Here is a 14,052-nt window from a genome sequence, read left to right as displayed (position 1 = left end):
GGGCTTTGGCAGTAAGTTTGAAAGGAGAAAACACCATGATGACATACGATCGTAACCGTAACGCAATCACTACCGGTAGCCGGGTCATGATCAGCGGCACGGGCCATACCGGGATTATCAAAGCCATTGAGAGCGAAGGTCTGGATGCAGGTCAAATTCGCCGCGGCAAAACGGTGATTGTCGAAGGTTGTGAAGGTAAATTCGCGCCGGTCGAACTGATTCGTCTTGGTATGAACTGATACCACTGGCCGCTAAGAACCGCCCCGGCCTTCCCGGTAGCATAATGCTACCGGGTCTCTGTTGCGCTATTTCAACCGCTCGGCATATTTCGCCACGCTCGCTTTCGCGCCATATCTCAGTAAACTGTCATAGGCTTCTTGCACTTTTTGCGTAAACCGCGCCGCCTGCGGCAAATCGTTGCCGAAAATTTCAGCCATTCCCAGCAGCGCCTTAACACGACTGGCGCCTTCTTCACTGTTTGCCACGGCGCGCTGAATAACTGGCAATAGCGGATCGCTAATGTCGATGGCCTTGCCCTGCTCATCCACGCCGCCAACGTAACGCATCCACCCCGCCACGCCCAGCGCCAGCAAATCAAAATCGCTATGATTAGCAAGATGCCAGCGAACGGAGTCCAGCATACGCTGCGGAAGTTTCTGGCTGCCATCCATCGCAATCTGCCAGGTACGATGACGCAGCGCCGGATTACGGTAACGCGCAATCAACTGATCGGCATAACGCTGTAAATCTACCCCCTGGACTTTCAGCGTTGGAGCCTGCTCGCGTAACATTAACGCTTGCGCGGTCAGACGATAGTTGTCGTCATCCATGCAGTCATTAATATGCTGATAGCCGGCAAGATACCCCAGATAAGCCAGGAAAGAATGACTGCCGTTAAGCATTCGCAGTTTCATCTCTTCAAACGGAATCACGTCGGCGACCAACGTCGCGCCCGCGTTTTCCCACTGCGGACGACCCGCCACAAACGTATCTTCTATCACCCACTGACGAAACGGCTCACAGGCGACGCCCGCCGGATCGCGCACGCCGGTCAGTTGTTCGATTTTATCCAGCGTCTCCGGCGTGACCGCAGGGACAATCCGGTCAACCATGGTTGACGGAAATGTCACGTTTTGCTCGATCCATATCGCCAGTTCCGCATCCACCTCCCGGGCGTAAGCCGTCACAACCTGACGCGTCACATGCCCATTTTCCGGCATGTTATCGCAGGACATCACGGTAAATGCCGGTAAGCCTGCGGCTTTACGACGCGCTAACGCTTCGACAATAATACCCGGTGCCGTTAGCGGTTGATGCGGATTTTGCAGGTCGGCGGCAATCATGGGATGTTCCAGCAGAAGTTGGCCCGTGGCTGGCGAATGACAATACCCTTTCTCGGTAATGGTCAGAGACACAATCGCTATTTGCGGTTCGCACATCGCCGCCAGCACACGTTCCAGACCATCAACCTGAACATGCAACGCCGCTTTGACGACGCCCACCACACGCGCCGTCCAGGTTTCCGCCGACATCTCCGCCACGGTATAGAGGTTATCCTGCTGCTTTAGATCGGCAATCTGCTGTTCGCCGCCAATAAGGTTAACCTCATAATAACCCCAGTCGCTATGCTGCTCCGCAGCCAGAATATCTGTATAAACCCCCTGATGCGCGCGATGAAACGCGCCAAAACCGAGATGGACCATCCGCGCTGCCAGCGCCGCACGATCGTAATCAGGAAGCGTCGCCTTTGCCGATAAAAGCCTGTTTTGCATTTTATAACCTCTATATTCTGAAAGCGGAACAGTCGCAGAGTAACGCCTGCCCTGGTACATTTGGATTTACGCTAATGACATAAAAGTGACCTGACAGCATGGCCGAAACCGCATTAGCGTTCCGGCCATACCGTCGACACGATTTAACTCGTCTGGGTTACGGAGTGGCGTAACTTCTCTGCCGCTGTCGCTTCCGCCGCATCCTCAGGCAAACTCAGGTCGCGATCTCTGACCTCCGGCATCAACAGCGCAGAAATCAGACCAATACACGAGTAGAGCACCAGCATAATTAAGATGGGCAGCCAGGAATCGGTCATGTTACAAAAGATCCCTGCGAGGACGGGGCCAAAGCCAACCGCCACCAGCCCCCCTGCTTCTTTTGAAATCGCCATCCGGGTGAAGCGATTACGCGATCCGAAAATTTCCGCCATGGTGATGTTTTCCAGCGCAAATAATCCCAGCACGGCAAAGTTATGAATAACAATGAGCGCTGCCATAATAACGCCAGGGCTATACGTTTTATCTACCACAATAGACAGCATCGGCCAGGCGAGAATAATCGCGGAGATATTCAATATTATATACGGCAGCCGACGACCGTATTTATCGGACAACCACCCCAAGAGTGGGATAGTGATAAAACCAATTACAGAACTTATCATTAACGCATCGGTTGGGATAGATTTGTTAAATAATAACGTCTGAACTAAATATCCGGCAAGGAAGGTTTGAATAAGCCCGGAGTTCCCCGCCTGCCCAAAACGTAAACCGGTGGCCAGCCAGAAAGATTTGCTGGTAAACATCGCGCCCAATGTATTTTCTGACGCAGGCGTTAACGCTGGCGATTTTTCGCCTTCGCTTACTTTTTCGAATACCGGGCTTTCTTTCAGATTCATTCGCAGCCAGATCGCAAATATCATGACAACGACGCTCGCCAGGAAAGGAATACGCCATCCCCAGGCGACCAGTTGTTCGCGGTCAAGCGCAAAGAACATCACCGCCCAGATCGCCGTTGCGCTTAATGTACCGCAGTTGGTGCCCATCGCGACCAGCGAGGAAATGATGCCACGCTTTCCTTTCGGCGCATACTCGGCCAGCATAGTACCTGCCCCGGAAATTTCCGCCCCGGCACCCAGCCCCTGTATAATGCGCAATGTCACCAGTAATACTGGCGCAAAAATGCCGATTTGCGCATACGTCGGCAGTACGCCAATCAGCGTGGTACAGATCCCCATCATGGTGATGGTAATAAACAATACTTTTTTTCTTCCGACCCGGTCGCCCATTTTGCCAAAAACAAAGGCGCCGATAATTCTGGCTATATAACCTGCACCATAGGTGCCCATTGCCAGAATAAGCGCCATCGCGGCAGACTGTTCCGGGAAAAATATTTCATGGAAGACCAGAGCCGCGCCTAGCGAATATAACTGAAAATCCATAAATTCAAGCGCGGTGCCTAACCAGCCAGATACGGCAGCGCGCACTAAATCCTGAGTCGATCGTTCATGCTTTATTTGTGTCATATAGGCAATCTCTAAGAGGTAAGATGCGTACTACTTACTCGCAATTATTTATATTATTTCGCAAACGTGAGTAAGACTTTGCAGCATTGACGCTGGTCTTTCTCGAAAAGCTCAATCGCATCAGTGACATGTTGATAATCAAATGTATGCGTTATCAGCTTATCCGGATCAATAAGCCCTTTATTCAGCCAGTCAATCACGACCGGGAATTTATTGGCATTAAGACGCGATGAATAAATAGCCAGCTCTTTTCCGGTAATACCCTGCTGTACAATCTCACACGGGTCGCTGGAAAATCCCATCAGGACAATGCGTGCCGCAGGCGATGCAAGGGTAATCGCCTCTTGCAGGATAGCGGGATGACAGGCAGCATCGACAATCAAGGTCGGTTTTAGCGCCTTCTGCTGTAGAAATTCCGCCAGTGAATGTTGACCATTATTAAGGGTCCAGTCAGCGCCGCTCTGCTTCGCCATCGCTAAACGCTCTTCAATGCGATCAACGACGATGACCGTTTTAACCTGATAAACCCCCTTCAGCGCCTGTACGGTCGTCAGTCCCATCGGGCCTGCGCCATAGATAAGCGCCACGTCCTGCTCGGTCGGATTCACCTGCCCCGTCACATTTGCCGCAATGGTAAACGGCTCAACCATGACGGCGTGATGATCTGCGATGTTGTCCGGTATGCGATGAGCATTACGGGCCGGCGCCACCGCATACTCGCTGAAACCGCCGTCACGATGCACGCCCAGCACCACCAGCGAGGTACACACATTGGGTTTACCGACTGAACAAGGGTAACAATGCCCGCAACTGATCACCGGATCGACGGATACCCGTTCTCCTATCCGGTCACGATTGACGTTGTCGCCTACCGCGTCGATGACACCGAAAAATTCATGGCCTATGACACGGGGATATTTTGCAAAGGGATTATGTCCCCGATAAATATGACTGTCGGAACCGCAGATACCCGCCAGTTTCACTTTAATACGAACTTCACCCGGCGCAGGCTGCGGAAGCGCGCGCGTTTCGATAATTAATGTATTCGGTTTTTCGATTACGATGCTTTTCATTCTTCGCTCCTTACCAGTTCCACAGTGTGCCGTCTTCCAGGCGGGCCACCGGCAAATAGGCTGGATCGTACGGATATTTCGCCGCCAGTTTTTCATCGAACTCAATGCCCAGTCCTGGCTTGTCGCCCGGATGCATATAGCCGCCCTCGAACGTCCAGTTATGCGGGAAAACCTCCAGCATCTGTTCGGAGTAGCCCATATACTCCTGCACGCCAAAGTTAGGCACCCACAGGTCGAAATGTAATGCCGCGGCCATACAAACCGGCGACAGATCGGACGGCCCATGCGAACCGGTACGCACCTGGTAGAGCGAGGCAAAATCGGCAATGCGGCGCATGCCGGTAATACCACCGGCATGGGTAATCGTGGTGCGGATATAGTCAATCAATTGCTCTTCAATGAGCTGTTTGCAATCCCAGATACTGTTAAAGACTTCGCCTACCGCAATCGGCGTGACCGTATGCTGGCGGATGAGGCGGAAGCACGCCTGATTTTCAGCCGGCGTCGGATCTTCCATCCAGAACAAACGATAGTCTTCAATACATTTGCCAAAGCGGGCAGCCTCAATAGGTGTCAGCCGGTGATGCATATCGTGCAGAAGATGTTCATTAAAACCGAACGTATTACGCACGGCGTCAAACAGCTTTGGCGTAAAATCGAGATACTTTTCCGTTGACCACAATTGTTCTTCCGGCCACTGGCCTTTTGTCGCGGGCTCATAGGCCAGCCCCTTGCCTTTCGCCATGCCGTAGGTGGTTTTCATCCCCGGAACGCCGCACTGCACGCGGATTGCTTTGAACCCTTGCTCTTTATGACGCGCGTAGTCTTCCAGCACATCGTCGATGGTGTGGCCTGTGGTATGGCAATACACCATGACGCCTTCACGCGAAGCGCCGCCGAGTAACTGATACAACGGCATATTGGCGGCTTTGGCTTTAATATCCCATAGCGCCATATCAACCGCGGAAATGGCGGACATGGTGACAGGGCCACGGCGCCAGTACGCGCCTTTGTAGAAGAACTGCCAGATATCTTCGATGCGGCGAGCATCCCGCCCGATGAGCTGTGGGCACAGGTGATCGGTAAGGTACGAGGCCACCGGGAGCTCGCGTCCGTTCAGGGTGGCATCCCCCAGACCGGTGATCCCGTCTTCCGTGGTTATCTTTAAGGTGACGAAGTTACGCCCTGGACACGTAACAAAAACTTCAGCCCCTACAATCTTCATGTTTATTCCTTACATCGCATTATGGGATGCAGGAAATTTACCCAACTGAGCTACTACCATACAAGTATATTAATGTAAAAAGCGCTGCCAGATCACAAAATGTTCTGGTCGCGCGGCAATGTTACGTACGTCCCCATCCGACGACGATAATCAGCATTCCACACAGCGCGATCAGCGCGCCGCACCAGTCATAAACCGTGAGCCGGACGCCATCGACAACACGTAACCACAGGAGCGCAGTACAGACATATACCCCACCGTAAGCCGCATAAACCCGCCCACTCGCCGCCGGATGCAAGGTCAAAAGCCAGACGAATAACGCAAGTGACGCGGCGGCGGGCAGAAGCCACCACACGCTGGCGCCGCGCTTAAGCCATAGCCAGGGAAGAAAACATCCAATGATTTCACAGAGGGCGGTGACAAAGAAAAGCAGAGTCGTCTTTAGCATGAGATTCATTTGGTTACGAAATGATAAGTGATAATACAACAGAATATCGTTACGGTTATCCGGCCATTCTTGTGTATATGCCAGGCATAAGGATTGGTGTAGAATTTACAGGTGGTTTACCGCTTTTTCCCCTCTAATGAAAGGATGTTGTGATGAACAATACGCTGAGCAAACGCCTGTGCCTGACGGCAATGCTTACGTTGGCGGCCGTTGTATATACTACTTCCGCATTCGCTGAAACCAGTAAACTGGTGATTGAATCGGGAGATAGCGCACAAAGTCGTCAGGAAGCGGCGATGGAAAAGGAACAATGGAACGACACTCGCAGTCTGCGTCAGAAAGTGAATACCCGCGCAGAAAAAGAGTGGGACAAAGCCGATGCCGCCTTTGATAACCGCGATAAATGCGAGCAAAGCGCCAACATCAACGCCTATTGGGAACCCAATACGCTGCGGTGTCTGGATCGTCGTACAGGTCGCGTTATTACGCCCTGATGCAGGATAACTAAAAGGAAGTGTAAGGATACAGTATGACAAGTGACTACAAGGTCAGGCTGCGCCCGCTTGAGCGTGAAGATTTACGATTTGTCCACCAGCTTGATAATAATGCCAGCGTTATGCGTTACTGGTTTGAAGAGCCATATGAGGCTTTTGTCGAACTGTCGGATCTCTACGACAAACACATCCATGACCAAAGCGAACGGCGCTTTGTCGTCGAATGTGACGGTGAAAACGCCGGGCTGGTAGAACTGGTGGAAATTAACCATGTGCATCGGCGGGCGGAATTTCAGATTATTATCTCGCCGGAGTACCAGGGAAAAGGCCTGGCGTCACGCGCGGCCAAACTGGCGATGGATTACGGATTTACCGTACTCAATCTGTATAAATTGTATTTGATCGTCGATAAAGAGAATGAAAAAGCGATTCACATCTACCGTAAACTCGGGTTTAGAGTAGAAGGCGAGCTGATTCATGAGTTCTTCATTAACGGCGAATACCGTAACACCATCCGCATGTGTATCTTCCAGCAGCAGTATCTGGATGAACATAAAACGTCCGGTTCTACGCTCCTGAAACCCACCGCGCAGTAAACGCGGCGCGGTAGTCACGGAGGGTCGCACCGCGCCCGGTTTAGTAGTAATCGATACGATTTTTAATGGTGTAATGGTGGGACACTGCCGGCTTAACGCTCTCATCGACGATAACAAGCCGGCAGTCAACAGGGTTCGCGTACGCATCATATTCGCAGCTCTGTGTGACGTTGCCGACCTGTCGATCATCCACCCGGCTGACTGCCGTGTAATCCAGTTTTTTACGGGGGTCCGCGGAGGGTTGTGCCGTCACAGAGAGCGTATTCTGCGAGTTTATCGTTGTCTTACCTAGCGGATAGCCTTCGCTATCATAGCGGTACTCGACTTTCATCTCTTTGCCCGTCGCCGATACCACAAAACCGTTGTCGTCCGTCTCCCAGGTCACGCCCGCCGAAGGCAACGCCGCCAGCTGACACTTCCCCTGTAACTGCACCTTTTTTTTCAGCGTCTGAGCATCCCGGTAATAATTGGCATCCAGCACGAGCGCCAGCCCCGTGTTATTCTCCAGATCGTGTAACTCAAGCGTATCAAAACAGCCTTCCTGTGAAAGCGTACCGGTGACCTGCTTCGCCACTTCACCATTCTCACTCATCAATGTCTGGCTGAAATCCTTTACCGGACCACGTAATGGATCAAAATCAAATTCGTTCGAAAAACTGGCCATTTCCGGCGTAAAAGCCTCAGGGGATTTCGGATTATCACAACCTGCCAGTATCATGCACAATAACGTCAGTAAAAGGGGTTTCTTCACGCGTGTCACCAGGATGAAAAGATATTTATCATCATATTAGCAAATACAGTTATTTACACGAAAAATGCTAAGCTTAGAACATCGTCATTAATCACAGGAGTTCATGATGAAAATCGCAACTGCAATAGCCGCTCTGGCGTTAGTTAGCGCCCCCTCGCTGGTGATGGCGGCACCGGGATCGTGCGAGAGAGTAAAAAGCGATATTGAACAACGTATCATCAATAACGGCGTGCCGGCGGATAATTTTACGCTCACTATCGTTCCTAACGACCAGGCCGATCAGCCGGACTCACAGGTGGTGGGCCATTGCGCGAACGACACGCATAAAATTCTTTATACCCGCACCAGCAGCGGCAATGCGCCAGCCAATACCTCTCCCGCTCAGGACGGTTCATCCGCCGAACCGCAATAACTTCCTCCTGCCCTCCGGGTCCGGAGGGTAACGCTCTTTGACATGGATTAATAATCCTTACTCCCAAAGGGGTAAACTCATTACATCATTAGCATGTTAATAATTTCGTTATAGTTATCAATATATAGCGAAACAATAACGACAATGGAGTGAGTGATGCCCGGAGAAAAGCAACAAACAGGCGTTAGCCGCAGGACGTTAGTGAAATCAGCGGCGCTTGGCACACTGGCGCTGGCTGCCGGAGGCGTATCTTTACCGTTTGGGATGCGTACCGCGGCCGCGGCGGTGCAGCAGGCCATGCGCAACGAAGAAGATAAAATCGTCTGGGGCGCCTGTTCGGTCAACTGCGGCAGTCGCTGCGCCCTGCGTCTGCATGTAAAAGATAATGAAGTCTGGTGGGTTGAAACTGATAACACTGGCGACGATGTCTACGGCAATCATCAGGTTCGCGCCTGTCTGCGGGGCCGTTCAATCCGTCGGCGCATTAACCATCCGGATCGCCTTAACTATCCCATGAAACGCGTTGGCCGCCGCGGCGAAGGCAAATTTGAACGCATTAGCTGGCAGGAAGCTCTGGACACCATTAGCGCCAGCCTGAAAAAGACCGTAGAGACCTACGGCAATGAAGCCGTCTATATCCACTATTCATCTGGCATCGTAGGCGGCAACATAACCCGCTCGTCGCCTGCCGCCTCGCCGGTGAAGCGCTTGATGAACTGCTACGGCGGTTCGTTGAATCAATACGGCTCATACAGTACCGCGCAAATTTCTTGCGCCATGCCCTACACCTATGGCTCCAACGACGGCAACAGCACGTCTGATATCGAAAACAGTAAACTGGTGGTCATGTTCGGCAATAATCCGGCTGAAACACGCATGAGCGGCGGCGGCATTACCTGGTTTCTGGAGCAAGCGCGTGAACGCTCAAATGCGCGCATGATCGTGATAGATCCGCGCTATACCGATACCGCTGCCGGACGTGAAGACGAGTGGATACCGATTCGCCCCGGCACCGACGCCGCGCTGGTGGCGGGAATTGCCTGGGTATTGATTAACGAAAATCTCGTTGACCAGCCTTTTCTCGACAACTATTGCATCGGCTACGATGAAAAGACCCTTCCGGCTGACGCGCCCCCCAATGGCCATTATAAGGCTTATATTTTGGGCCAGGGCGAGGACGGTATCGCCAAAACGCCGCAGTGGGCATCGCATATTACCGGCATCCCCGCCGATCGGATTATCAAACTGGCGCGCGAGATAGGTAGCGTCAAGCCGGCCTACATCTGTCAGGGTTGGGGCCCGCAGCGTCAGGCGAACGGCGAACAAACCGCTCGCGCCATCGCCATGTTACCGATTCTGACCGGCAACGTCGGCATTCATGGCGGTAATAGCGGCGCACGCGAATCCACTTACACCATTACCATTGAACGTCTGCCGGTCCTGGAGAATCCCGTTAAAACCGCCATCTCCTGCTTTAGCTGGACGGACGCCATTGCGCGCGGCCCGGAAATGACCGCCCTGCGCGACGGCGTACGTGGCAAAGATAAGCTGGATGTCCCGATCAAATTTCTATGGAACTACGCTGGCAACACCCTGATTAATCAGCATTCGGATATTAATAAAACCCATGAAATTCTTCAGGATGAAACGAAATGCGAAATGATTGTGGTCATCGACAATTTTATGACCTCTTCCGCGAAGTACGCCGATATTTTACTGCCGGATCTCATGACCGTCGAACAGGAGGATATCATCCCCAATGATTACGCCGGCAATATGGGATATCTGATTTTTATCCAACCGGCGACGACGCCTAAGTTCGAGCGCAAGCCCATCTACTGGGTACTCAGCGAAATCGCCAGACGCCTCGGCGACGATGTGTATCAGCGGTTTACCGAAGGCCGTACACAGGCGCAATGGCTGCAATATCTGTACGCCAAAATGCAGGCAAGAGATCCGGCATTGCCCGCGTATGACGATCTAAAAAAAATGGGCATCTATAAACGTAAAGATCCCAACGGCCATTTTGTCGCCTATAAAAAATTTCGTGAAGATCCGCAGGCCAATCCGTTAAAAACGCCGTCCGGTAAAATCGAAATCTACTCAAGCAAACTCGCTCACATCGCCAGTACCTGGGAGCTGGCGGAAGGCGACGTGATAAGCCCACTGCCGATTTATACCCCTACTTTTGAAGGATGGGACGATCCGAAACGGAGCACCTTCCCGCTACAGCTGTTTGGCTTTCACTATAAATCCCGTACCCATTCAAGCTACGGCAATATTGATGTTCTGCAGGCCGCCTGTCGCCAGGAGGTGTGGATAAATCCGCTTGATGCGCAAAAACGCGGTATCGCGAATGGCGATAGGGTTCGCGTCTTTAACGATCGTGGAGAGGTGCGTCTACCCGCCAAAGTCACGCCGCGTATTCTGCCGGGCGTCAGCGCGATGGGTCAGGGCGCATGGCATAATGCGGATATGGCTGGCGATAAAATTGACCACGGCGCCTGCATCAATACGCTCACGACGCTGCGTCCTTCCCCCCTGGCAAAAGGGAATCCTCAACATACAAATCTGGTGGAAATCGAAAAAATCTAAGCCGCCTGCTCCGGGACGTTTTTACGCGCCCGGAGCTCCCCGTTTTGCGAACACAACGACATTTAAAACTCTTTTTTGGATGAGCATAGTGAGCTGTTATGAAAATCACCAACCCTGAGGCATTAATGGCGGCCAGTATCAGCCGACGAAGCCTGGTGAAAACCTCCGCTATCGGTAGCCTTGCGCTTGCCAGTAGCGCTTTCACCCTTCCGTTCTCCCGCATCGCCCACGCCGCAGCAGACTTCGCATCTGGCAATGTGGCAGAAAAAGCGGTCTGGAGTTCATGTACCGTTAACTGCGGCAGCCGCTGCCTGCTGCGCCTGCACGTAAAAGATGACACCGTATATTGGGTTGAGTCGGATACCACGGGCAACGATGAATATGGCAACCATCAGGTACGTGCCTGCCTGCGTGGTCGCTCTATTCGTCGCCGGATGAATCATCCAGATCGCCTGAAATATCCGATGAAACGCGTTGGTAAACGAGGAGAAGGCAAATTCGAACGTATCAGTTGGGATGAAGCGTTGGATACCATCGGCGATAACCTGAAACGTATCCTCAAGGATTACGGCAACGAAGCGGTACATGTCCTTTACGGTACCGGCGTGGACGGCGGCAATATTACCAATTCTAACGTACCGTATCGCCTGATGAACGCCTGCGGCGGCTATCTCAGCCGTTACGGTAGCTACAGCACCGCCCAAATCAGCGCGGCCATGAGCTATATGTTTGGCGGCAACGACGGCAATAGTCCGGATGATATCGCCAATACAAAACTGGTGGTGATGTTTGGCAATAACCCCGCGGAAACACGTATGAGCGGCGGCGGCGTGACATACTATGTCGAACAGGCGCGCGAACGCTCCAACGCCCGGATGATCGTGATTGACCCGCGTTATAACGACACTGCCGCCGGCCGCGAAGACGAGTGGCTGCCGATTCGCCCAGGTACCGATGGCGCGCTGGCGGCGGCAATCGGCTGGGTGCTGATTACCGAAGATCTTATTGATAAACCGTTTTTGGATAAATACTGCATCGGCTACGACGAAACCACTCTGCCCGCCTCGGCCCCGCGTAACGCGCACTATAAAGCCTATATTTTGGGTCAGGGCGACGACGGTATCGCCAAAACGCCGCAATGGGCCGCGCAGATTACCAGTATTCCGGCGGAAAAAATCATTCAACTGGCGCGGGAAATCGGCTCGGCGAAACCGGCTTACATTTGCCAGGGCTGGGGACCGCAACGCCACTCTAACGGGGAGCAGACCGCACGCGCAATCGCCATGTTGTCTGTACTCACCGGTAACGTCGGCATAAATGGCGGTAATTCCGGCGTGCGCGAAGGCACCTGGGATCTGGGCGTCGAATGGTTTTCTATGCTTGAGAACCCGGTAAAAACCCAGATTTCGGTCTTTACCTGGACCGACGCTATCGATCATGGCGCGGAAATGACCGCCACACGCGACGGCGTGCGGGGAAAAGACAAGCTCGACGTGCCGATCAAATTTTTGTGGTGCTACGCCAGTAATACGCTGATCAATCAGCATGGCGATATCGCCCACACCCACGAGGTGCTTCAGGACGATAGTAAATGTGAAATGATCGTCGGCATCGAGCACTTTATGACCGCGTCGGCAAAATATTGCGACATTCTGCTGCCTGATTTAATGCCGACCGAGCAGGAAGATCTGATTTCCCACGAATCCGCAGGCAATATGGGCTATGTCATTCTTGGTCAGCCCGCCACCTCGCCGAAATTTGAAAGAAAGCCCATTTACTGGACGCTCAGTGAAGTGGCTAAACGGCTTGGTCCGGACGTATACCAGACCTTCACAGAAGGCCGCACGCAGCATGAGTGGGTCAAATACCTGCACGCAAAAACCAAAGCGCGTAACCCGGAAATGCCGGATTACGAAGAGATGAAACAGACAGGGATTTTCAAGAAAAAATGCCCGGAGGAGCACTACGTCGCTTTCCGCTCATTCCGCGAAGACCCTGCCGCCAACCCACTGAAAACGCCGTCCGGTAAAATCGAAATCTATTCCGAGCGTCTGGCAACCCTCGCCAACACGTGGGAGCTGAAGAAAGATGAGATTATCCATCCTTTACCCGCCTATACGCCAGGCTTTGACGGTTGGGACGATCCGCTTCGTCAGCGCTACCCGCTACAGCTAACCGGCTTCCACTATAAAGCGCGTACCCACTCCAGCTACGGCAATATCGACGTCCTGCAACAGGCGTGTCCGCAGGAGATCTGGATCAACCCGATTGATGCGCAAGCGCGCGGCATTCAGCATGGCGACACCGTGCGGGTCTTTAACCAGAATGGAGAGATGCTCATTCTGGCAAAAGTCACGCCGCGCATATTGCCTGGCGTCACCGCTATCGGCCAGGGCGCCTGGTTAAATGCCGACATGTTTGGCGACAAAGTCGATCGCGGCGGCTCCATTAACATTCTGACGTCGCACCGGCCTTCCCCACTGGCGAAAGGTAATCCGTCACACAGTAATCTTGTTCAGGTTGAAAAGGCGTAAGGAGTAACCGATGACAACCCAGTATGGATTTTTTATTGATTCCAGTCGTTGCACCGGTTGCAAAACCTGCGAACTGGCCTGCAAGGACTACAAAGATTTGACCCCGGATGTCAGCTTCCGCCGCATTTATGAGTATGCAGGCGGTGACTGGCAGGAAGATAACGGTGTCTGGCACCAGAACGTCTTTGCCTATTATCTCTCCATTTCATGCAACCACTGCGAAGACCCGGCCTGTACCAAAGTCTGCCCGAGCGGCGCGATGCACAAGCGCGATGACGGTTTTGTGGTGGTGAACGAAGAGGTCTGTATCGGCTGCCGCTACTGCCACATGGCCTGCCCGTACGGCGCGCCGCAGTACAACGCGGCCAAAGGTCATATGACTAAGTGCGACGGCTGTTATGACCGGGTGGCGGAAGGCAAGAAACCGATTTGCGTGGAATCCTGCCCGCTGCGGGCGCTGGATTTTGGCCCGATAGACGAACTGCGTAAAAAACACGGTGATCTGGCTGCCGTCGCGCCGTTGCCGCGCGCGCATTTCACGAAGCCGAATATTGTGATTAAACCCAACGCCAACAGCCGCCCGACCGGGGACACTACCGGTTATCTGGCCAATCCGAAGGAGGTATAAG

The 14,052-nt window shown here is 52.9% G+C and carries 13 protein-coding genes; 7 read left to right on the top strand and 6 right to left on the bottom strand.

Going from position 1 to position 14,052, the window contains the following annotated elements:
- Positions 1-35 precede the first annotated feature (35 nt).
- The gene (ydfZ, locus tag ACLD11_RS02525; protein WP_000989267.1) at positions 36-239 is read left to right on the top strand and encodes a putative selenium delivery protein YdfZ; all 204 of its coding nucleotides are present in this window, start codon (positions 36-38) and stop codon (positions 237-239) included.
- 66 nt (positions 240-305) lie between these two features.
- On the opposite strand, the gene ACLD11_RS02520 is transcribed toward ydfZ, so the two are convergent.
- From ACLD11_RS02520 to ACLD11_RS02500, 5 genes are all read right to left on the bottom strand, one after another.
- On the bottom strand, positions 306-1,772 hold the full coding sequence (locus ACLD11_RS02520; RefSeq protein ID WP_411014496.1) for a mannitol dehydrogenase family protein: 1,467 nt from the start codon (positions 1,770-1,772) through the stop codon (positions 306-308).
- Positions 1,773-1,915: 143 nt separating this feature from the next.
- Entirely contained in the window at positions 1,916-3,295 is a 1,380-nt protein-coding gene (locus tag ACLD11_RS02515; protein WP_183059147.1) for an MFS transporter, read from the bottom strand.
- A 53-nt stretch (positions 3,296-3,348) separates the two neighbouring features.
- Positions 3,349-4,368 carry a Zn-dependent oxidoreductase gene (locus tag ACLD11_RS02510; RefSeq protein WP_411014495.1) on the bottom strand — a complete coding sequence of 340 codons (1,020 nt, stop codon included), beginning with the start codon at positions 4,366-4,368 and terminating at the stop codon, positions 3,349-3,351.
- Positions 4,369-4,378: 10 nt separating this feature from the next.
- Positions 4,379-5,593 (bottom strand): starvation-sensing protein RspA, encoded by a 1,215-nt coding sequence (gene rspA / locus ACLD11_RS02505; RefSeq protein WP_115396055.1) that lies wholly within the window; start codon positions 5,591-5,593, stop codon positions 4,379-4,381.
- Between the two features lie 121 nt (positions 5,594-5,714).
- Positions 5,715-6,041: a YnfA family protein gene (locus tag ACLD11_RS02500; RefSeq protein ID WP_000921389.1), complete on the bottom strand. Its 327-nt coding sequence runs from the start codon at positions 6,039-6,041 to the stop codon at positions 5,715-5,717.
- Positions 6,042-6,193: 152 nt separating this feature from the next.
- Between ACLD11_RS02500 and ACLD11_RS02495 the strand changes: the two genes are divergently transcribed.
- Both ACLD11_RS02495 and speG read left to right on the top strand, forming a co-directional pair.
- On the top strand, positions 6,194-6,535 hold the full coding sequence (locus ACLD11_RS02495; protein WP_001066440.1) for a DUF1283 family protein: 342 nt from the start codon (positions 6,194-6,196) through the stop codon (positions 6,533-6,535).
- Positions 6,536-6,570: 35 nt separating this feature from the next.
- Positions 6,571-7,131, top strand: a complete 561-nt coding sequence (speG, locus tag ACLD11_RS02490; RefSeq protein WP_000199997.1) for a spermidine N1-acetyltransferase — start codon at positions 6,571-6,573, stop codon at positions 7,129-7,131.
- Positions 7,132-7,171: 40 nt separating this feature from the next.
- Here the strand turns inward: speG and ACLD11_RS02485 are convergent, their stop codons facing one another.
- Positions 7,172-7,882 (bottom strand): YnfC family lipoprotein, encoded by a 711-nt coding sequence (locus tag ACLD11_RS02485; RefSeq protein WP_411014494.1) that lies wholly within the window; start codon positions 7,880-7,882, stop codon positions 7,172-7,174.
- Positions 7,883-7,985: 103 nt separating this feature from the next.
- Here ACLD11_RS02485 and ACLD11_RS02480 point away from each other — a divergent pair, with 103 nt between their 5' ends.
- From ACLD11_RS02480 to dmsB, 4 genes are all read left to right on the top strand, one after another.
- On the top strand, positions 7,986-8,294 hold the full coding sequence (locus ACLD11_RS02480) for a DUF1161 domain-containing protein (RefSeq protein ID WP_000975516.1): 309 nt from the start codon (positions 7,986-7,988) through the stop codon (positions 8,292-8,294).
- 156 nt (positions 8,295-8,450) lie between these two features.
- Entirely contained in the window at positions 8,451-10,889 is a 2,439-nt protein-coding gene (gene ynfE / locus ACLD11_RS02475) for a selenate/tellurate reductase subunit YnfE (protein ID WP_411014493.1), read from the top strand.
- 98 nt (positions 10,890-10,987) lie between these two features.
- Positions 10,988-13,423, top strand: a complete 2,436-nt coding sequence (ynfF, locus tag ACLD11_RS02470; RefSeq protein WP_411014492.1) for a selenate/tellurate reductase subunit YnfF — start codon at positions 10,988-10,990, stop codon at positions 13,421-13,423.
- A 10-nt stretch (positions 13,424-13,433) separates the two neighbouring features.
- Complete coding sequence (gene dmsB, locus ACLD11_RS02465; RefSeq protein ID WP_000213066.1) at positions 13,434-14,051, top strand: dimethylsulfoxide reductase iron-sulfur subunit DmsB; 618 nt, start codon at positions 13,434-13,436, stop codon at positions 14,049-14,051.
- The last annotated feature ends 1 nt before the right edge of the window (position 14,052 follow it).

The organism is Salmonella sp. 741265116_PST (genome assembly GCF_046567715.1).
GTDB lineage: Bacteria > Pseudomonadota > Gammaproteobacteria > Enterobacterales > Enterobacteriaceae > Salmonella > Salmonella enterica.
This window is presented reverse-complemented; position numbering and strand designations above follow the sequence as displayed.